This is a genomic window from Chitinophaga pendula (assembly GCF_020386615.1).
GTDB classification, from domain to species: Bacteria; Bacteroidota; Bacteroidia; order Chitinophagales; family Chitinophagaceae; genus Chitinophaga; species Chitinophaga pendula.
The window spans coordinates 7,325,565-7,345,871 of record NZ_CP077769.1; the positions used below are offsets into that span (position 1 = coordinate 7,325,565).

At 46.0% G+C, this 20,307-nt stretch carries 21 protein-coding genes; 15 read left to right on the top strand and 6 right to left on the bottom strand.

What is annotated here, in order from left to right; genetic code table 11:
- Positions 1-531 precede the first annotated feature (531 nt).
- The 4 genes from KTO58_RS27670 to KTO58_RS27685 all read left to right on the top strand — a co-directional run bounded on the left by KTO58_RS27670 (position 532) and on the right by KTO58_RS27685 (position 3,325).
- The gene (locus KTO58_RS27670) at positions 532-1,407 is read left to right on the top strand and encodes a DUF72 domain-containing protein (protein ID WP_095836298.1); all 876 of its coding nucleotides are present in this window, start codon (positions 532-534) and stop codon (positions 1,405-1,407) included.
- 92 nt (positions 1,408-1,499) lie between these two features.
- Complete coding sequence (locus KTO58_RS27675; RefSeq protein WP_095836297.1) at positions 1,500-1,991, top strand: hypothetical protein; 492 nt, start codon at positions 1,500-1,502, stop codon at positions 1,989-1,991.
- 4 nt (positions 1,992-1,995) lie between these two features.
- A complete protein-coding gene (locus KTO58_RS27680) occupies positions 1,996-2,766 on the top strand; it encodes an SOS response-associated peptidase (RefSeq protein WP_157752708.1) in 771 nt (256 codons plus the stop codon).
- Positions 2,767-2,932: 166 nt separating this feature from the next.
- Positions 2,933-3,325, top strand: a complete 393-nt coding sequence (locus KTO58_RS27685; RefSeq protein ID WP_095836295.1) for an ACT domain-containing protein — start codon at positions 2,933-2,935, stop codon at positions 3,323-3,325.
- A 71-nt stretch (positions 3,326-3,396) separates the two neighbouring features.
- Here the strand turns inward: KTO58_RS27685 and KTO58_RS27690 are convergent, their stop codons facing one another.
- Positions 3,397-3,579 carry a hypothetical protein gene (locus KTO58_RS27690; RefSeq protein WP_157752707.1) on the bottom strand — a complete coding sequence of 61 codons (183 nt, stop codon included), beginning with the start codon at positions 3,577-3,579 and terminating at the stop codon, positions 3,397-3,399.
- Between the two features lie 569 nt (positions 3,580-4,148).
- Between KTO58_RS27690 and KTO58_RS27695 the strand changes: the two genes are divergently transcribed.
- The 3 genes from KTO58_RS27695 (at position 4,149) to KTO58_RS27705 (ending at position 6,104) form a co-directional block, all read left to right on the top strand.
- Entirely contained in the window at positions 4,149-4,946 is a 798-nt protein-coding gene (locus tag KTO58_RS27695; RefSeq protein ID WP_095836293.1) for a hypothetical protein, read from the top strand.
- Positions 4,947-5,129: 183 nt separating this feature from the next.
- Complete coding sequence (locus tag KTO58_RS27700) at positions 5,130-5,594, top strand: hypothetical protein (RefSeq protein WP_095836292.1); 465 nt, start codon at positions 5,130-5,132, stop codon at positions 5,592-5,594.
- A gap of 21 nt (positions 5,595-5,615) precedes the next feature.
- The gene (locus tag KTO58_RS27705) at positions 5,616-6,104 is read left to right on the top strand and encodes a hypothetical protein (protein ID WP_095836291.1); all 489 of its coding nucleotides are present in this window, start codon (positions 5,616-5,618) and stop codon (positions 6,102-6,104) included.
- A gap of 220 nt (positions 6,105-6,324) precedes the next feature.
- On the opposite strand, the gene KTO58_RS27710 is transcribed toward KTO58_RS27705, so the two are convergent.
- Positions 6,325-7,101, bottom strand: a complete 777-nt coding sequence (locus KTO58_RS27710) for a helix-turn-helix domain-containing protein (protein WP_225859948.1) — start codon at positions 7,099-7,101, stop codon at positions 6,325-6,327.
- Positions 7,102-7,286: 185 nt separating this feature from the next.
- On the bottom strand, positions 7,287-8,300 hold the full coding sequence (locus tag KTO58_RS27715; protein ID WP_095841368.1) for an oxidoreductase: 1,014 nt from the start codon (positions 8,298-8,300) through the stop codon (positions 7,287-7,289).
- A gap of 347 nt (positions 8,301-8,647) precedes the next feature.
- On the opposite strand from KTO58_RS27715, the gene KTO58_RS27720 reads away from it, so the two are divergent.
- Entirely contained in the window at positions 8,648-11,956 is a 3,309-nt protein-coding gene (locus KTO58_RS27720) for an RHS repeat domain-containing protein (protein ID WP_157752706.1), read from the top strand.
- Between the two features lie 50 nt (positions 11,957-12,006).
- Entirely contained in the window at positions 12,007-12,204 is a 198-nt protein-coding gene (locus KTO58_RS27725) for a Rossmann-fold NAD(P)-binding domain-containing protein (RefSeq protein ID WP_095836288.1), read from the top strand.
- A 52-nt stretch (positions 12,205-12,256) separates the two neighbouring features.
- On the opposite strand, the gene KTO58_RS27730 is transcribed toward KTO58_RS27725, so the two are convergent.
- From KTO58_RS27730 to KTO58_RS27740, 3 genes are all read right to left on the bottom strand, one after another.
- Entirely contained in the window at positions 12,257-12,709 is a 453-nt protein-coding gene (locus KTO58_RS27730; RefSeq protein WP_095836287.1) for a DinB family protein, read from the bottom strand.
- Positions 12,710-12,879: 170 nt separating this feature from the next.
- Positions 12,880-13,035, bottom strand: coding sequence for a hypothetical protein (locus KTO58_RS27735; protein ID WP_157752705.1), 156 nt, complete (start codon positions 13,033-13,035; stop codon positions 12,880-12,882).
- 319 nt (positions 13,036-13,354) lie between these two features.
- Positions 13,355-15,046 carry a hypothetical protein gene (locus KTO58_RS27740; protein ID WP_157752704.1) on the bottom strand — a complete coding sequence of 564 codons (1,692 nt, stop codon included), beginning with the start codon at positions 15,044-15,046 and terminating at the stop codon, positions 13,355-13,357.
- 468 nt (positions 15,047-15,514) lie between these two features.
- On the opposite strand from KTO58_RS27740, the gene KTO58_RS27745 reads away from it, so the two are divergent.
- From KTO58_RS27745 to KTO58_RS27770, 6 genes are all read left to right on the top strand, one after another.
- A complete protein-coding gene (locus tag KTO58_RS27745) occupies positions 15,515-16,930 on the top strand; it encodes an aldehyde dehydrogenase family protein (protein ID WP_095836285.1) in 1,416 nt (471 codons plus the stop codon).
- Between the two features lie 45 nt (positions 16,931-16,975).
- Positions 16,976-17,674 carry a Crp/Fnr family transcriptional regulator gene (locus KTO58_RS27750; RefSeq protein ID WP_198315088.1) on the top strand — a complete coding sequence of 233 codons (699 nt, stop codon included), beginning with the start codon at positions 16,976-16,978 and terminating at the stop codon, positions 17,672-17,674.
- Positions 17,675-17,677: 3 nt separating this feature from the next.
- Positions 17,678-18,067, top strand: a complete 390-nt coding sequence (locus KTO58_RS27755; protein WP_095836284.1) for a RidA family protein — start codon at positions 17,678-17,680, stop codon at positions 18,065-18,067.
- A gap of 170 nt (positions 18,068-18,237) precedes the next feature.
- Positions 18,238-18,411, top strand: coding sequence for a hypothetical protein (locus tag KTO58_RS27760; protein WP_157752703.1), 174 nt, complete (start codon positions 18,238-18,240; stop codon positions 18,409-18,411).
- 82 nt (positions 18,412-18,493) lie between these two features.
- Positions 18,494-19,060, top strand: a complete 567-nt coding sequence (locus KTO58_RS27765) for an RNA polymerase sigma factor (protein ID WP_095836283.1) — start codon at positions 18,494-18,496, stop codon at positions 19,058-19,060.
- 101 nt (positions 19,061-19,161) lie between these two features.
- A complete protein-coding gene (locus KTO58_RS27770; RefSeq protein ID WP_157752702.1) occupies positions 19,162-20,241 on the top strand; it encodes a FecR family protein in 1,080 nt (359 codons plus the stop codon).
- Positions 20,242-20,307: the final 66 nt, after the last annotated feature.

Genomic DNA, 20,307 nt, shown 5'->3' on the forward strand with positions numbered 1-20,307 from the left:
ACCAAAAACATTGTCCCGGTTAACCCCTTGATACACAAACCCATCCCGGGAGCACATATCTTTCATGATATTCAACGCCTCCGCCCTCGACAGCCACTATCACCGTAGGTCAATCGGTCGACTACGATCAACTGTCCGGGTGGCGTAAAAAAAAACACAATCCTTATAACAGACTGGCACAAACACCCCAATATTTGCCACATTGACCCCCTTTCGGTGAATGACAGGCATAGTAGTTTTGTACCATCCGCGAAATCTTTTCGTAATCGGAAACCATGTCACACTTGGCGCATTCCACAGGGAGTGCGCCTTTTTTTACAAATCACCCCTTCTTTGAATTCGTACGCTATATCTTTTGGGATCAGAAAGATGCAATAAGATCATGTTGGATAGCACTTATCATACCCGTCATAGCAGCCGTCAGATACTATTACTTTCCGGCCTCCGGAAATAAAAATATCGTCATACAGAAAAGGTGCATTTACTAACAGGAATGCACCTTTTTTATGCGCTTCGTAATATCTTTACACCATGGATTTTGGCGCAAACTGGCAGAACTACGATCAGGTGGACATACACCTCCCCCCGGATGAATATATCAACGCGAAAGTGCTGATAGGCACTCCGCAACCCCACACCTTGCGGATCGGTACCTCAGGCTGGACCCGCAAAGAATACATCGGCTCCCTATACCCCAAAGGATTAAAAGATACCGGCTTCCTCACAGAATACGCCCGGCAATTCAATTGTGTCGAACTCAACGCTACACATTATAAGATCTATAGCCCCGAGGCGATCGCTAAATGGGCCGAGAAATCCAAAGGCCGTGATTTTAAATATTGCCCCAAGGTACCACAGGAAATAAGTCACCAAAGTTCCCTGATCAACGCCGGCGTCGAAACATATGCCTTCCTGGAAGGGATACGCGCCTTCGGCGACCAGCTAGGACCCGTCTTCCTCCAACTGAGCGAATATTTCGCGCCCAACCGTAAGGATAACCTTTACGCCTATCTGCGATCCCTCCCCGCAGATGTGGAGTTTTTTGTCGAAGTAAGGCATCCCGACTGGTTCAGCCAGGAACACACTCGCAGAGAATATTTCGATACCCTGTATGAACTGGGTATCGGCGCCGTCATCACCGACACCCCCGGCCGCCGTGATTGCCTCCATATGGCACTCACCACTCCCAAGTTATTCCTGCGGTTCGTCGTACATGGCAACGATCCCTTAGACATTATCCGCCTCCGCCAATGGCAACAACGCTTCGATACCTGGCAGCAACAAGGCCTCTCCGAAACATACCTCTTCCTCCATGTACACGATGGCCGCTATGATATACCCTTCTATCGCGAAACACAATCCCTCTTCGGACTCACCAATACCGGCACGCAGATGTCCCTTTTTTAAAATAATAGCGTAAAGACAATGGGCAATATTTTTCAAAATACTAAAATATTTAGCATAATATTGCTGACGAATTGAAATGATAAAAAGGACCTATGCACAATCCGTTGGCACTGCTCAGTAAAGACATCTTGGACGCTATCATCGCGGAAGGACACACCTATTTCGTCAGGCAATCCTACTCCAGGGGAATCGATCACTTCGACTCCCAGGTCAAAGGCGTATTCTTGTTCACTCACTATAAAGACAGAACAACCGCTGAGACCCACATCGCCCAATTGAACGACATCCACGCCCGTGTATATGATATCGCCGACGATACTCAAAAACAGAATTTGTATATTGCCGCCGGCCAACCCGCAGGATACCACATCTATGCTGCCATACTGCAGACACAACAATGGGAACCAAACCCGCAATTAGGGCCTAAGATCAGGCAGTATATCCGGTATAATACCAGCTGGCGACCAGCAAAAGGCGAAACTGTCCGCGTCGAATTATACCTCTCCTTCGGAGAACTATATGTCCGACTCAGAAGCGGCGCCGCCAAAATTGAAGCGTCATTATCCGAAATCGAAAGAAACTAACCTTATGTGTTACGACCTCGCTTTCTCTACAGAGATCACCACCATCTACGAATTACTGCCCGAATTGAAAACCGCCCGCGAAGAAGCCGGCGGCGAACTGTTCGCCAACTTCGAACCTACCTGGCATAAAGTAGGACAGGGATATCCTAAATGGCCGGTAGTCACCGCTAAAGATGGCAAATTCCAATTACATAAGTTCGAATGGGGCGTCATTGCTCCCTATATGAAGACACCGGAAGAAGTGAAAAAAGGACGCAAATGGATGGTCAACGCCCGCGCAGAAAAAGTACTGGAACCTAACACCTTCTGGAATCGCATCCGCAAAAATCGCTGCCTCGTAGCCACCACCGGCTTCTTCGAACATCGCGAAATACCAGGCTGGAAAAATAAAGTACCCTACTTCATCCGCGTCAAAGACCGCGAAATGTTCTTCCTCGCCGGCCTCTATCAATACTCCCACTTCCCTAACGTCGAAACCGGCGAACTACCAGGCACCTTCACCGTCATCACCCGCGAAGCCAACACCGTCATGAAACAAATACACAACGGTGGCGAAAACGGTGGCCGAATGCCCCTTATACTGCCCGTAGAACTGGAAAAAGAATGGCTCAACCCTAACCTCACCGACCTGGATATCAAACACATCCTCGACTATGCCATCCCCTCAGAACAACTGGAACACTGGCCCGTCAACTCCGTACGCAAAACAAAACCAGACGACGCCTCCGTGATCACACCCGCCGCTTACGAAGGCCTGCCAGCCCTCGCGGTGTAATACCACCTCCCGGTCCACCGCCCCATCCAGCACTCGTACCAGCGACCACCTCCTGCTATTACCGTAAAGCTAACAGCAGCATGTCAGCAGATGTTGACGCTTTTTATAAAATTGAGCATAGCGAAAATCAGCCAGCTGCCGTATCTTCGAACAAATTCCACATATAATGGCAGGAGAGACAAATCTGGACAAACTATTAAAAGAAATGCGCCCCACCCACCAACCGGGTGAGTACGTATTCTGCTCCGTAAGGTCGCTGGAAGGAATAGCCATCACAGATACCGTGATGTTCCTGAAAGAAGAAGAAGGCTTTACACTGATCCTACGTAAAGAAGTAGCAGACCGCCTGCAATTATCCTATACCTATATCGCCGCCTGGATCACCCTCACCATCCATTCCTCCCTGGAAGCGGTAGGCCTCACTGCCGCATTCTCAAAAGCACTCGCACAGGAAAATATCAGCTGTAACGTAGTCGCCGGCTATTACCACGATCATATCTTCGTCGACAATAAAGACGCAGAAAAAGCATTAAAAGTACTCAATAACTTCGCCGGCTGAAAATAGCTCAGCCGGATATGGCATCCGGCCAAGCGTAAACGAAACAAAGAAAAGAAGCCCGGGCTGGGTGATTAATCAAAACAGATACATAGTGCGGCTTCACATTTAGCCTTGCCATACCCGTTCACCAGGCATTGTACCAGGCAGCCGACCATCAGGAAACATTGCCCTATCACAACAGGACCGCCGCCTCCTTTAACATGTTTTAGCTCTTCCCTCGTAAGGTGTTGTTTGATGCTGTTTAATTTTTTCATGTGCTGTACATTTTGAGGGTTATAGAAGGACGCTATGCACATTCCATACTTTAAGTTAAGATATCCCCCTCCACATTAGAATGCACAACAATGCCGGATCATTGCAATGATGCCGGATGAATGCCCGGCACCATTATACAAATCACATCACACAGTGCAATAGCATTGACCGCTGATACTGCTCGCGCCTTTGCGATAAAATCTGATATAACAGGATAAATAGCAGGCATTATCACTGCTGCAGGATACACCAATGCTTAACTGCTAACGCACCTCTCTGTCATAAAGCTGCGCCAGGTCCACCTTTAGTATAACCAAAGCTTATCATTCCCTTAAGCCAGGTAGCCCCGCCGCTATCTCCACTACATCCCATCCCTTATTATTATAACATAAATATTTTTTTTGTCAACAATCAACTCCCGTTATAGCGATGTTCGATATCTTTTAATGTATACACAAAACCGCTTGCAAAATGGACAATAGTTCTTAAAGCAACGTCGAATAACGTCAAATCCCGTCAACATACCAATTCAGATCCTTTACGTAACTTCCGTGAAAACCTATATTCAATGGCTCGGCAAACAGGGTTCATTACATTCACAGGCAAACTGGGTAATATGGTCGGGTATTGTCGGCATGGCGATTACTTCATACGTACCTTGCCCGAAAAAGTCCGGCAGACACCCGCCACCCGCAAAGCAGCATATCGCTTCGGCATCACTAGTACATATGGTCGCCTCATCAGGCAAACCATCCTCCCGCACCTTCACCTCCCCTACGATGGCGCCCTCGTCAACCGCTTGAATAGTACCCTGGCCGGCCTGAGAGAAAGAACTGCCGGGTTGCAGGGCTTTTCATTCAATAGACATGCAGGGCTGCAACAATACCTTACGATAACACCCCAACTTACCAGGAATGGTACCCTACATATCCCTCCTCAATCCCTCCGGCAGGTAACAGGGATCACACAGCTCCGGCTTACCCTGGTCGCTTCCCGGATAGATTTTAGCACCCGGCGGATAGGTGAATCCTCCACCCTGACGCATATAATAGATATGCACACGCCATTTGCCGGCCTGACGCTGGATAGCACACCGCCCGGCAAAGGCACACTGATACTCACCTTACAGGTGCAAGCGATGACTGCGGGGAGGATAAAGACGCATAGGGCCGCCACCGTAGCCGATGTCATTGCTGTATTACCACCCCAGCTCTCCTCCTCACATCCCCGGGTACAATACCCGCACCGGCAACAACCCCGCCCCAGGATCAGCCGTCACCTGCCATATCTCCATCACAACAGGGTACCTGCCCGCCCGCCCGCCTTACAGATCAATACCCCCTTACCGTTAATAGATGGTTCGTAATTGTAGTCAATGTATGGTATCTAATGATTTAATTACCAATAATTTAATATTTTTGTAGTCGCGCTGTAGATATAGTTCCTTACAATATAGATGTTTTGTAGTATCCGGATATTTGTCATTGTAGATGCCCTTTCACAAATTTGCAGCTGTTGAAAATTTGTAAACCATTACCAGGTAAACCATATGCAATCATTAAAGTACTTCACCCAGGAAGGCAACGTCTATACAAAGAAGCCGCAAACAGTATTCATAATAACACTGGCCTTATTCCTTTTCCTCATCGTTGCCTTGATCCTGATCAAAGGCGCCCCTACCACCAGCAACAAAGTGATCGCCGGCTTCGTCGCCTTCCTTGGTGTGATCCTGTTTTTACGTACATCAGGTAAGCTCCGGATCAGTACCGGCGACCGGACCCTCCGTTATCAGCCGTTTTTCTTTAGCGGTGAACAGGTATTCAGCTTCGACGACTTCGAAAACTTCCTGATCTCAAAACAATCCTTCCTCATTACCATGAATGCAACCGCTTCCATTATCCTGTATAAAAATGGGAAGAAAAAGATGATTATGCTGCACCAGAGCGTGTTTGTAACCAAACCACTACAGGTGGTAATCGAAGAAACAAGCAAAATTATGGGCATTCCGACTTAACAGACCCTATATTGATGTACAATGGTAGAAAAATACAATCTCATAATAATGGATGGCCGGCTCAGCCTGCAACCCAAAAAAAGTTACAAGAACAAGATCATTGGTTGCATAATAGGAGCCATTATTGCATTCGTCGCACCTCGTGTCGTCGATTTGAGCAGCGATATCAATACCGTGCTCTACATGTTGGGAGTGATATTTATGGGATACGCCTGCTACGACTTCCTGTTTAATGTGAACCTGACATATATATTCGATAAGACACAACATACCGTTTACCAGAAAGTACCCGGTATCTACACACGCAAGCTGATGCGGTTTGACGAAGTGTTTATCATCGCTACAGAGGTTACCGGCGATATTTATTATGGTATCTCCAATAAGAAGAACAAGTACGGTAGGAATTACGAGATCAGCGACTATTTCCCGGATACAAAGAGAGGCCGTAGCCGGCAGCAACAATATGAGCAGGAAGTATTGGTTGTAATAGAGGACTTCCTGAAAAATTAAGGGAAATAGGATGCCTGTTCATAGCAATAAGTTGTAGTAGCTCATAAGAAACAAACCGCGATGACCCCGGTCATTTGCTCACATGCGCATGTGTACCATTCGGTGTTAGCAGATCAAGACGTTTTGCCTGGTAATTCGAAAAGATAATGAAAAGGAAGCCGCCGGTCCCCCCAGACCGGCGGCCGTTTTATCGGTCAGATGTTAAGCAGGATGTCAGATGTTAAGCAGAAAGATGTGCAGCGCCCCCTGGCGGGTAGCCGAATTGTTTTTTAAAGGCAAAGGAGAAATGGGAGAGATTCTCAAAGCCGACCTCAAAGTATACATCGGAAGGCCGCCGCTTTTGCTCAAATATCTGTTTATGGGCCAGCTCCAGCCGCTTTTGTGTCAGCCAACGTTGAGGAGTGGTGTTAAACGCCTTTTTAAAATCCCTTTTAAAAGTAGTCAGACTACGACCCGTCAGAAAGCCAAATTGCTCCATAGGTAGGTTGAACATATAGTTTTTGGTCATGAACGTCGCCAGGTCTATCTTCCCCGGATCGTCAAAACTACCTAATATATGATTGGCATCCTGGTCTATAGAACGAAGGATGGTCAACGCTTCCACCACCTTGCCATTAGCAATTTCTGCCGGCAACTCATCCGACAACCGGAAGTAAGGAGATAAAGAATCAAACAGGCTGTCTAACAACGGATGCTGATCCATCATTTTCATCGTCGGGATCTCCGGTACCTCATTACCCGGGGTAGCGTGGATATAGTGTCTTTTTAACATTTCTGTAGTGAAATAGATAGCTACAGACTTGTAAGGCTGCCCGCCAGCAGGGTATTTAGCAATCTTCACCAATTGATTAAAGGGGAATAATATAGTATCTCCCCCCTTAAATGTATAGGAGCCCTCTGCAAAGGTCACCCTCATTTCCCCGGATATCATCCGTATCAGGGAATGTTTGCGGATCAATATCTCGCTACTGTAATACCGCTCACTTATACAGGACATAAATATGTCAGCCTTTGAAAATGTACTCGGTTTCGCCATGTCAACTATACTTATATAAATATAAAACAAACGTTTGCAGATATACATACGTATGTCGGCGTATTTGCGTTGCCTGGCACAACTAATAACCAGGCATCTTCCTGGAATAATGTCTGGTTATCAGGTTGTTGGTGGTATGTTGGCAGTTACTTATCAAGGATTACGCCGGTCAGTTGTTCGCTCACCTGCCATAAACGCTCGGCAGCTTCCGGGTCTACCGCGAAACTCATCACCCCCGGACGCTGTGCCAATATATCCTGCGACCAGGCACTCACTTCCTCAGGCGTTACTACCGGGGATATCTCGTTGTTCTCACAATAGGCGCCCCCCAATCCATTCAGCAAAGGACTTACTGCACACCATACCTGGGTGGAAGCACCTTGCTCCAGTGTCTTCAGCTGGCGCTGCGGATCAATGATCGGACGACCCTGTGCATCGACAACACCCAGCCTGCGGATATCTTCGGCGGAGAGGTGTTTACCCAACCCGGTCCCAACGATAGCCCCCGGATGTAAAGAAAAGGCACGTATACCATACTCCCGGCCACGTTGATCCAACGCCAGCGCAAAAAGAACATTGGCCGTTTTGGATTGTCCATAGGCTGCCCAACCGTCATATGCCCGGTGTTCGAAATGCAGATCTTCAAAGATCACAGCAGACCGGCGGTGCCCACGCGAAGATACAGACACAACCCTGGCGCCATTAGCTTGTTTTAATGCCGGCCAGAGACGGGCAGTCAGCTGGAAATGCCCCAGGTGGTTGGTCGCAAACTGAATTTCGTACCCCCTCCCATCGAGCGTGAAAGGATTGGCCATAATACCTGCACTGTTCACCAATAGGTGCAACGGACGATTAGTAGAAAGGAACCAGGTAGCAAATTCATCGATAGAGGCCGGGTCCAGCAGATCCATCTGCCTTATCTCCACACCGTCAATCCCTTCCAACGCTTTTACCGCCCTGGCATGATCCCGGGTAGGAACAATCACCTGCGCACCCGCCTGGCGGAATACCCTTACATTCTCCAGACCTATACCGGAATATCCCCCCGTTACAATGGCTACTTTACCAGTCAGATCTATACCGGCTATCACCTCTTCCGCAGTCGAAGCCGCTTCGAACGGTGAACCTACCGGTTGCTGTAAAACTTCATTTGATATCATCTTGATATGGTTTAATGTGATTTGATAATGCAAACTTACCATAGGTTAAACCATCTCATTTTGTTTAAAAGTCCTATTATGCTTTGTTTATAGGGCCATTTTCCCCGATTAGGATTTTACCTGAGTTTTCCACTAACGCAAAAGCAACCGGCTGAGAATTTTGCCATCTGGATAAATTTTTTTTTATTTGTTAATGTTGTTTGGGGTCAGCCCCCTACCGGTTTGCTGGTAGTTGACCCGTATATTTTTAGTATTTCAAACTGTACAGTAGCTACCGATGTTGCTATTATCTGGACCTCCCCAAATCGGCAAAAATGTCTGTAGCATAGTCATCAATCGCTTACCTTATGAAGACAGTCATTAGACTTTTGTTATTAAAAATGTTGCTGGTAATCACAGTGTCGGCCCGGAGTCAAAAGGCACAAACTCCTGAATTACCTAAAATCTTACCTCCTACCCCCAATGCGGCAGAACTGGTGAAAGATACCCGCATCACCACAGGATTGTTCACCGGTACCGCCCAGTTTGATATCCCATTATATACGATCCGTTATCGCAATGTAAATGTACCCATTGGACTTAGCTATAGTTCTAATGGCGTAAAAGTAGATCAGATCGCATCGAGAGTAGGAGTCGATTGGGTACTAAATGCTGGCGGAGTGATCACGAGGACGGTAATGCATAAGGATGACCTTACCAGCACACGTAGGCCTAATCCTGTTAATAATAGTAGAGAAGAGCTGGCAAAATATGTGGAACCATTTGTACAGCAGGATGATATCTATGATACACAGTCAGATGAGTTCTCCTACAATGTGAATGGATTATCTGGAAAGTTTTTCCTGGACGACAATAAAACCGTACAGCAGATAAGTATAGCCAACGTAAAGATTGAAAGAGCCACCCTGTCACAACGAAGTTCATGGGATTTCAGGATTGTTGATGGGGATGGTATTACGTATTGGTTTGGTGGCGATCAGGCTAGAGAATCTTCTAAGACAACAGGTAGCTGTGGTTATGAATATACCTCTTATGTAGACGTGGCCTGGTACTTGAACAAGATTACATATCCCGGAGGTGACGAAGTTATATTGAACTATGATCCGTTAACCCTGAGCAATTATGCCACTTCTATCAGCGAAAGCTATGTGTTCATGTATCCAGGGCAAGGAGATTATCAATGGAATGGTAGCGGAGGAAATACTCAATGCGAACAGACTCCAATCGTACCTAATATGCAAAGCCTATGTGTGCAATATGTTACCAGCAGGGGAGTCGTTCTGAAATCAATTGTCGCTGGTAAAACACAGCTGCTCTTTGGTTCCACAGATAGAGAAGACTTGGAAGATAAATGTATCAATACTATCAAAGTATTCTACAATGGTAGCCTGAAAAAAGATTACGAACTGCAATATACCTATGCTTTAAATAATGGATTTACCGGAAATGTTCAAAATATACCAGTACCCTATGGATACAAACGGCTGTTCCTTACAGGTATTTTAGAAAAGAATATAGTGGGATCGGGGGCTCCTCTTAGTTACCGGTTTGAATATTATAATATGAATAACCTGCCGCCTCGACTTTCTTGTGCCCAGGATTATGGCGGATATTTTCATGGACGTGCAGACGGATATTATTCGCCCGCTGTAGTCCAGAAAGATAATGACGCATCCCTGATTGAAATATCCGCATCTGAAAAAGATTATAACCTGTTTAACGGCTATGGAAATAATAAAGAACCAGATACCGTAGCCGCTAAAATGGGTGTATTACGTACTATCACTTATCCAACTGGTGGAAAAGAAGAAATTGTATGGGAAGGTAACACTGTAAGAAAGAAGGTAACAGTATATCCTTCGGAACAAACAACAAGCGCTACTGTCTCAGGAGAAGGCCTGAAAGGAGCAAAAAGCATCACCAAAAATTTTACTATCAGTTATCCACAAACTGTCAGATTCAGACAACGTGCTAATATCTTATCCCCCGATGAATATGATCCCATACATAATATGGCAGAAGTCGAATTGACAGCCCCCTCGGGTACGGTAATATCGTCTCAGTTACTAGGTAGAAATTTACCTGCTGTCGAGAAATACATGTCGCTAAGCGAAATAGGTACCTATACAATAAAGGTAACCGCTTACGGAGCCGCCATGGGAGGATTAGGGTCTGTAACTGCCCGCGTCGGAAATATATCACAGATTGATAGTAATGTAATTATACCTGGCCTCCGGGTAAAACAATTAAGAGCCACCGCTATTCCCAATACCGCTCCTGAAGTAAAAGAGTTTTACTACGCTAAATCGTCAGAACTGGCTATATCTTCGGGAGAAGCAGAACAAGTAAGGTTTTATCAACCCAATTATAGCGTTACAAAATATATGACCTGCAAAAATGTATTGGGTGGTGGCGGACTAGAAGGCAGGCAACAATCCTTTCTATTTGGAAAACTAAGCAGCTATAGCCTGATGCCGATGTATATTAGCGGACAAGCGCTGGTAAATTATAAACATGTAACCATAGGATATGGCGAAAAAGCAAAAAATGGCTTGCAAGAACATGAGTTCAAAATAGTAAGGAATAAACCAGGAAACTGGCTGAATGGTAGCGTTATTTATAACGCCCCATATGCTAACAACGGATTTTTGAATGGTCTTGAAACAGCAGTAAGGCAATATCGCAATGACAATAACTCATTTAAACTAGTGGGTGAACGGCAGAATATTTATAGTTCTGATGCCCGTGTTTTCTCCTGGTTTGATAATTATGTGTTACAAAGAAAGGCAGTTAACTTCCTGTCCTATGGCCCTCAGGTAGAACTTAAAAACCTCGACCTCTTCGATATCGTTGCCTATCCCCGGTATAAATACTGGATACACCTGGATACCGTCTATGAAAAGATTTATGACCAGCAAGGAACCGGCGTGCTCACTAATACTACTATCTACAGCTATAATAACCTGGATAACCTGAAGGTGACCGAACAGCAAACATTCGCAAGCAATGGTAGCGTGATCCGGCAGCGTAACAAATACATTACTGATTTCCTGTCAGAGAATGTATATCAGCAAATGAATACCCTGCATATGAATAATGCAGTGATAGAACAACTGACCTCTAACGGGAGCAATTTTGAAATACAACGCGATCAGTATCTGATCAACCCCCGTAATGCAACATTGCCAGTACTCGGCAGCAAGGCCTATGGCCAGAATACAACCAACCCTGAAAAAAGGATAGAATACCAGCAGTATGACGCGTTAGGAAACATACAACAGCAGTCAAAGTCCGGCGACGCTTCAGAAATATATCTGTGGGGGTATGATCGTCAATATCCGGTAGCCAAAATATTGGGTAGTGACTATAATACGGTGATTGCATTAGTAAATGATAATATCCTGCAACAGCCGCCGAGTGACCAGACATTACGGAATGAATTGGCAAAAATCCGTACCGCCTTGGCAAATACACAGGCGATGGTGTCTACCTATACCTATTTACCGCTGGTAGGAATGACAAGCGAAACAACACCCGACGGCCGTACCCGCTACTATGAATATGATGCATTTGGCCGTTTGAGCCTGATAAAGGATCATAATGGTAAGATATTGAAACAAATAGATTATCAGTACCAGGTGCCGGTACAGCAATAACTGTTTAAATACTTAAATTCTATCAATGGATAGCAGACAAGCTGAATATAGTGATTCACAATGCCGGTATACAACGCAGGATCGCACTGGCAACAGGAGAAGCGCCGTGGAGTGAACGGCAGCAGGAGATCGAAGTGTTGCTGTCTGCACTCATACACTTGAACCATTTGCTGATACCGGTATTGCTGCAGCAGGACCAACCCGCCATGATAGTCAATGTTACCTCCGGCGGAGCCTTTATTCCATAGGTATTTGCAGCGTACAACAATTCCCGGTAGACACTTACACCGGGCGTTGACGCTAAATAACCGTCATCTTGTAAAAAATATAATCCGTATTGATAGGAGGGATGTCTGCCACTCTCAATGCCGTAGCGATTTGTCCCCGGTGATAGGTAGAGTGATTGATAACCTGGAATAATAGATCCTGCACACTATTACTGAAGGGGTCGCCTTTAAAGGTCCGGTAATGAATGATAGCTTCCAGCCGACGTTCGCGGAGTATACGTAAAGAATCCTCATAGTTTTGTTGGTCTATCTCTCGGAGCTGTTCCCGGGGATGCAGGTCCCATACACCCACTCCCGGTTCACGGCTTTCTATCCTGGCATTCCATATCTGGTGACTGTTGAGGATATGACTGAATAACAACACACATTTCTCCGGCAAAGTATCGCCATGCGTAGCAAACAGCGTAGTCAGCTGTTGATTGTAATGATAATTGTAATCAAATAAAGGAGAGAAAAACGCATTCATATAACAAGCTATTATACACGCAATAGGCGGAAAGCCTAAAGTACGCATTAACCCTTATAAAACAAACGCCCGCTATACAGGCAGCTACCGGGAAATATAGAAAGGGCTGACCAATTAAATTGACCAGCCCTCTTCGTGAAATACAGGCTTAAATGCCGTCATTGAAAATTTTACAGGCAATCACAACGGGTGATAAGACGGGAAGAAGTAGTACAGCTGGTATCTTCGATAGAAGTTACGCAGATACGTCCTTCGGCTTTGCCTTTGCTCAGGTCAGCGATTTTTACTTTGCCCAGGTTGAGTTTTTTTTGACTGATCTTTTTCATAACAGTTTGCTTTTGAAGGTGAGAATTGTTGACTTAGGGTTATGGGTTACAGATTAACGTACTGAATATATGTAATAAAAACGAGCTGGCAAAGATTAATTGACCGGTAAATACCCTACTGAAATGACCTTGAATTTATCTTGTTGTTTCTCATCTACTTGCAACACCAGCTTGTCTATGTTCGAAAAACTAAAAGGCGAAAACACAGACAGACTACCTCTCAGCACTCTTCGCCATCTTCCGCAAAGAAAAAGTAGATGCGCCCTGGTGAATGTATGCCACAACCCCACCATGCCACATAGCCAAGACCCCCTACCCCTTATTCAGAGAGATACTTGTCAGCAAGCATCCGGATATCCTTGGCATTTACATCTTGTCCGGTTTTGTCCTTAAAACCTTCCTCCGCTACCTGTGCACATAATTCTTCTCGATCGTTTTCATCTGATGTCTTTTGATAACGCAATTGCTTTAGTGCTTTGATAATTTGAAGACGTACCAATTCCGATATCTTCCCCTCAACGGTAAATGGATCTCTGGCCCTGGCTTCTTCAATACGAACAGCATCCAGCGCTTCCTTTTTAGTTTTAAAGGTGCGCCCCGCCAACTGGTGCTCAAAATAGGCAACATTTACCTGTGCCGCCGCCAGCTTAATGGATCGCATCGCCTGTAAAATATCCCTGATAGCCTTCGCACCTCCCTTTTTCGCTGCTGCCCAAAACAACGATTGTTGATTGGAACCTATCACCTCATTAATATCTATACTACCCGCTTTTAGAAGAGTCATTGCCTTATATAACTCCACAGGCGCCGCCAACCCACGGTTGGTCTCACTTTGTAATATGCCGATCAGGTGTAACATCGCTGTACGCTCCTCCTCTGATAAGATAATATCATCTGTGCCCTGGCCTTGTAGTACCTGTAATATACCGTCGGCAAATGCCTCCTCATCTCCCACCGTAGCTGCGATCTCATCATAGGCAGGCGCATCGCTGCTACCAAAAACCGAAACAAGCATATTGGTCATATGAAATCGCTTCAGCATCCTGTAACTTGCTGCATTAGCTACTGTTGTAGTCACCGAGATTTGCGGCGCACTTGAATATCGAAGCTGCTGGTTCGCAAGCTTTACAATGTCTCTCCCGCTTTCAATAACATGTACTCGAGGAGGCATTACACTCTTCGGATGTTCTTTGCGAAGCTTCGTAGGAGCCTCACTTTTAAGGGGAGAATAAAGTGCCGACTGCATAAATTGCTCAGCATGCAATTGCGAACGATACGCCAGCGTCATACCCGGTATTTTTATTATTTCACCATTGTCAAGTGGCAAACTCAAAGCATGTCCTCCCGGAACTTTTTGGACATCATCAAAGCCCTGCCCTGCAGGAGATGTAGGATGAAATAACGATAGTGGTGCCTTCTTTTTGGGTGTCGATAGTACCGCCGCTGGAGGCGCAGCCATTACCCGGGCGGGGCGCGCAGAGACTGAAGTAGCAACCTGAGGGGCGACAACCGCTGGCGTAGTTCCAGTTGAAGACGGCCCAGGAGTAAATGTATGTTCAATAAAATAGGCACTCTCGGAGTCATGCCCTCTATTCCATTCATTCAATAGTGCCATTCTATGTTCTATCGATTCATCGCTCATCAAATAGTTTTTGACATCCTCCTTGCTAATACTTGTTCTGTTTTCAACTCCATAATCTTTAAGCCAACGCCATACATCATCATGCTGACGTACATAGTTAACAGCATGTTCTCTTTTAAACTGAATGGAAGCGTTACCTGGGGCTACCATCTTAAGAGGTCCTTTTTCGCCAGTATCAACATGTCGCTGAAGAGATAATGCCTTTCCTGCCATACGTTCCTGCAATACCCCGGTATAGTAGGGTAACTGCTCACGGAATGCTGCCGTTGATAAGATGCCGGCTCCGGATGAACGCGTAGCTGGAATATTATTGGCAACTGCCTGGGAATCAGATCTTGTAGATCGATCATTGGAGTAAACTTGGGACATAACACGGAGGATAGGGCGTTAACGATTTCATAGCCTTATACAAGATACTAAATATTTCCCCCCCTCCCCCGTATTTTAGATACAACAATACTTATTTTGGATACTCCTGGGCCCCCGCTTCTTAGCAATTTTACATCGTCAGCAACCGGTCATCTTTCAGCAACGATATCCTGACGAAATTCGAAGCCTCCCTGGTAGCATACTTCACAGACAATAACAGCCTGCATTCACCAGCATATCATAGAACCGGCCAAGGTAAACTGCTGCAATCCAATGCCTCCGCCGCATAGATCGCCTATGAGTTGGGATTCGGATACCCACAGTCCTTCAATAAACTATTTAAAGATAAAACGGGCATGTCGCCCGGCCGCAGACAACATATCAATGAGCCATACAGCAAAATATAATTGAGCCGTGTAGCAAAACACGGTGGCTGTCCGACCGCTAATTTTGCTGTAAAATCTAAGTATGAAAATCATCAACAGTGTTTATATCAACGGACAGTTCCTGCCTGCTTATGGACAAGAAACAGCTAGCATCTTGAGTCCGCTCAATGGCAAAGCAATAGCTTCATTGACCTATGCTAATGAAGAAGATACCAGGGCCGCTATCTGCGCAGCAGATGAAGCATTAAAATCCTATGCGCAAAGTAGCATCCCCGAAAGGATCACCTACCTCCAAAGCATACACGATGCCATCATGGATAGGATGGATGATCTCATAGAAGCAACCATCCTGGAATACGGTGCCCCGAGGGACCGTGCCAGGTGGGCTAACATACTGGCTGCCACTACATTTACTAATTACATTGCCGTGCTGAAAGACTATCCCTTTGAACGCCAGGTCAACGAATCTACGGTGATCATGGAGCCGGTAGGCGTAGCGGCCTTGTTTACACCGTGGAATGCCACTGCAGGCTCCATCGCCGTGAAGTTAGCCCCTGCCCTGGCCGCCGGCTGCACCGTGATCCTGAAACCCAGCGAATTCACCCCCTGGCAGGCACAGATTGTGATGGAAGCTATTCATACCGCAGCCTTGCCCACCGGCGTAGTCAATATGGTCAATGGAAGAGGAGATGTCATCGGCAGCGCGATCATGGAGAGCCCCATTGTCAACAAAATATCCTTTACTGGATCTACCGTAGTAGGAAAAACACTCGCACGCCAGGCAGTGGATACGATGAAAAGAGTCACACTGGAACTAGGCGGCAAATCAGCGAATATCATCCTGGATGATGCTGACCTGAACCAAGCAATTCCTATGGCGCTGCAAGCGGCATTTATGAACAACGGACAAGCTTGTATAGCAGGCTCCCGCCTGCTGGTGCCAGCAACAAAAATGGCGGCCGTAAAAGCCGCGCTGATAGCCGCGGCGCCCGCATTCGTCGTGGGCAATCCGGAATATGCAGATGTCAATATAGGACCACTCGCCAGCCAGAAACAATTCGATCGCGTCCAGCACTACATCGCCGCCGGCATCGCAGCGGGCGCCGAACTCATTTATGGTGGCCCTGGCCGCCCCGACGGATTGTCAGAAGGATACTATGTGCAACCAACCATCTTTTTTAATGTACATAAGGATATGCAGATCGCCCAGGAAGAAATATTCGGCCCCGTACTTAGCGTAATAGCCTATCACAACGAAGCCGAAGCCGTGGCCATCGCCAACGAATCACCTTACGGCCTCATGGCATATATCAGCTCAACAAATATGGAAAAGGCACAAAAAATAGCCGCCGGGTTGAAAGCTGGTAGAGTACTTATCAATACCTTGAAACACGACCCCTTCGCACCTTTTGGCGGATATAAAGAGTCCGGAATAGGAAGAGAAAATGGAGTATATGGTCTGGAAGAATACCTGGAAATAAAAACACTGATAGCATAAGAACAATAACAACTAACTTTAAGGCTCAACTACGTCTCCTTGAACATGCAGGAAACAATCATGCGTCAACAGCTAAGACAACACATAGAGAAGATAGTGCCATTGACAGATGATGAGTTCGAATTTATTGTGACTCACTTCAGTATCCGGCATGCTAAGAAACGCGAGTTTGTCTTTAAACAGGGAGATGCCGTGGAATATACCTACTTCGTAGTGGCTGGCCTGCTGAAACTGGTGTTTGAAGAAGAAGAGTCCGGTAAACAGCATATCGTTGCCTTTGCCATGGAAGACTGGTGGGAAAGCGATTTCCTGGCTTTCTATTCGCGTACCAAAGCAACGATGTCCCTGCAGTGTATTGAAGAAACTTCCATGTACTGCCTTACATGGGAAGGCTATCAGCAATTGTGCGCCGGTTCACGTAAAATGGAACACTTTTTCCTCATCAAAGCAAACTATGGCATATCGGCTCACAACAAAGAATACTGTCCTTTATTACTGCCAACGCAAAAGATCGCTATGAGCAACTCCTCAGGCGATATCCTTCTCTTTTCCAGCGAGTACCGAAGACATTGCTCGCATCCTATCTCGGCGTATCCAGAGAAACCCTTAGTCGCTTCGGACGCTCTGCATAAGCCGATCAACATAATTGTGAGATTTGTCACACGTCAAAACGCTCTATTGTACCCATCTTTGCATCGTACAAATTATCCATTGCGCGCGCACTGGCACATCCTAAAAGAATAAGTAATGGAAAAGCGAATAATCAATCCCTGGCAATGGCAGGATCAACGTAGCTATGTCCAGGCCGTTGAAGTGAAAGAAGTCACAGGTACCCTCTATTGTGCCGGACAGGCAGCCGTGCATGCCGATGGAACCTCCAGTAACGCCGACATGAGAACGCAGCTACTATTGGCCATCGAAAACCTGGAAAAGGTGATCTCCGAAGCAGGATATGAGTGTAAAAATATCATACGCCTCAATATCCTGTCCTCCTCATCAGAAGAATTCTTCTCCTGCTTTGATACCTTTCAGGAATGGATCGCCCAACATGGCATCAAACAGGTAAGTACCTTCTTTGAAGTACCCAAATTGTTTGAAACACTGAAAGTAGAGCTGGAAGCAATAGTAGTGAAGTGATCTGATCTGATAGAATATATCTGTAATCGGCCTTGGTTGTTAAACTAAGGCCGATTACTTTTTTAACCCTTTTGTCTCTTCATATTTCCGGGACAATACGTCTCCTTCTCTCCCAGCATACAGCTCCAGGCCATCGCCGCTCCAGCGCATATTGATCCGCATGCATCCGCATGATATCAGATCATAAACAAACGCGGCATCCCCAACAGCTAGCCAGTTCCTCCCCTGACGGTGGAAGAGGTAGCCGGTTGCTGCATAAGCATCAGTCAGGAATTCGCAGCACACAGGCTGTACCTGCTGCCGTCCATTTTAATGACCTCGTCATCGGTTATGCCCCCACGTAACAATTCCGTAACTTTCATCAAGCAGGCTTTTGTATACTTTTGCGGGGCTGGTACTTAAGCTGTAAAGCGCTTTGATCTCTGCATGCAAATGGCAATAAATTATAACTCGCCGGATGATGAACTGTTGGTGCTTTGGAGGAACGGTGATCTCCAGGCATTCGATGAATTGTTTAGACGCTATTTCCAACCCCTCCATCAATATGCTGTCAAAAACCTGCGGAATGCCATGCTGGCCGAAGAAATCGTCATGGATGTAATGCTCCGCATCTGGAACACAAATGGCGCCATTCACTGCCCCGCCGGATTCAAACCATATATATTACGTGCCTTAAAAAATGCCATCTTCAACCATTTCAGATCATCCAGTCCGGCTATCATATCATGGGAAGAACTACCTGCCGGCCAGGATATTCCCACCTACAACTCCCCGGATCACAAATTAATACATGACGAAACCCGCGAACTATACCTCGCCGCACTCTCCTCGCTGTCTGCTAAAAAAAGAGAAGTCTTTATCCTCAGCCGCGACGAACGCCTCACCTACAAAGAGATCGCCCATCAACTCAATATCTCCGTCAATACCGTAGAAAACTATATAGCCGCTTCCCTCGCCCACATGAGAGAGAAGATGAATGTTAACAAATTGTAAAGCCCGAAAATCATAGGGTGGTATCTTCTCAAAACAGTGTTTCTCTCTATGAGTGCCTGTAAAGGATCTCTTTTTTTACATCCGCTTCAACAAAAACTAATTTGAAAGAGAAGGAGCTAATAAGGAAAATGCTGTCAGGCACTTTGAATGCCGAAGAACAGCAACAGATCAGCCATATGATGGATGATCCTGATTTCCGTGAACTGTTCGATGCCGTCCTCGATCAACAGGGGGGCGAACTGGACATGACCGTAAATGATCAATCCCTGGCGTTTACCAGCGAAAAACTGCAGGTATTCCATCAGCTGACCCATCAAGCGTCTTCCGATATAGTAATGGAAAGCCCTGTAGAGGATATCCCGGTAGTGAAATTATCCCCGTGGAAACGCCTGTTGCCTTATGCCGCCGCCATAATGGTAGCGATCGGCGGACTCCTGGTGTGGTGGTCAGGAGCAAACGAAAAGCAGCGCTTAATGGCTGCACAGGAGCTAAATAAAAAAAACGAACAGCTCGTAGCAGCAGCACCTGCCGTTCAATATACAGAACACTATAATCCGAAATCACGCCGGCTGAGAGTAAAATTACCCGATGGCTCAAGCATAACGCTCGGCAGCAAAAGCCGGCTGAAATACCCGGCAACATTCGCAGTAAATAAAAGGGATGTATACCTGGAGGGCGAGGCTTTCTTCGAAGTGACAAAAGATGCCGCTAAACCATTTGTCGTATATACAGGCAATGTACGTACCCTCGTACTAGGTACCTCCTTCAAAGTATCTGCCTTACCTAACACATCGGTAGAAGTAGCTGTCGTGACCGGAAAAGTACAGGTGAGCTATCATAACGGTAATACAGACAATAACCTGGCTACCATGCTGCCTGGCGAAAAGATTACCTGGGAACACAATCAGCTTGCCAGGTTGAAGTTCGATCCGCGTGATGTGCTGGCCTGGAAAAATGAACAGATGGTATTCAGAAAACAAACATTGAAAAATATCCTGGATGTCTTCCAAAGACATTATGGTGTACATATATCAGTAATTAATAAGGGATTTTTGACCGAGCGGATCTCACTCTCAATGGATGAAAAGATGCCCCTGGAGAAAGCAATGAATGTATTGGCGGGTACAGCCGGATTCGAACATGCAATAGATTCCCTATCCAGGACTGTTATCATTAAATAGTAGTCATGCAATGAATAGTTAGCGTCATGCAATAATCAAAATCAATCAATAAGAAGGGAACAATGC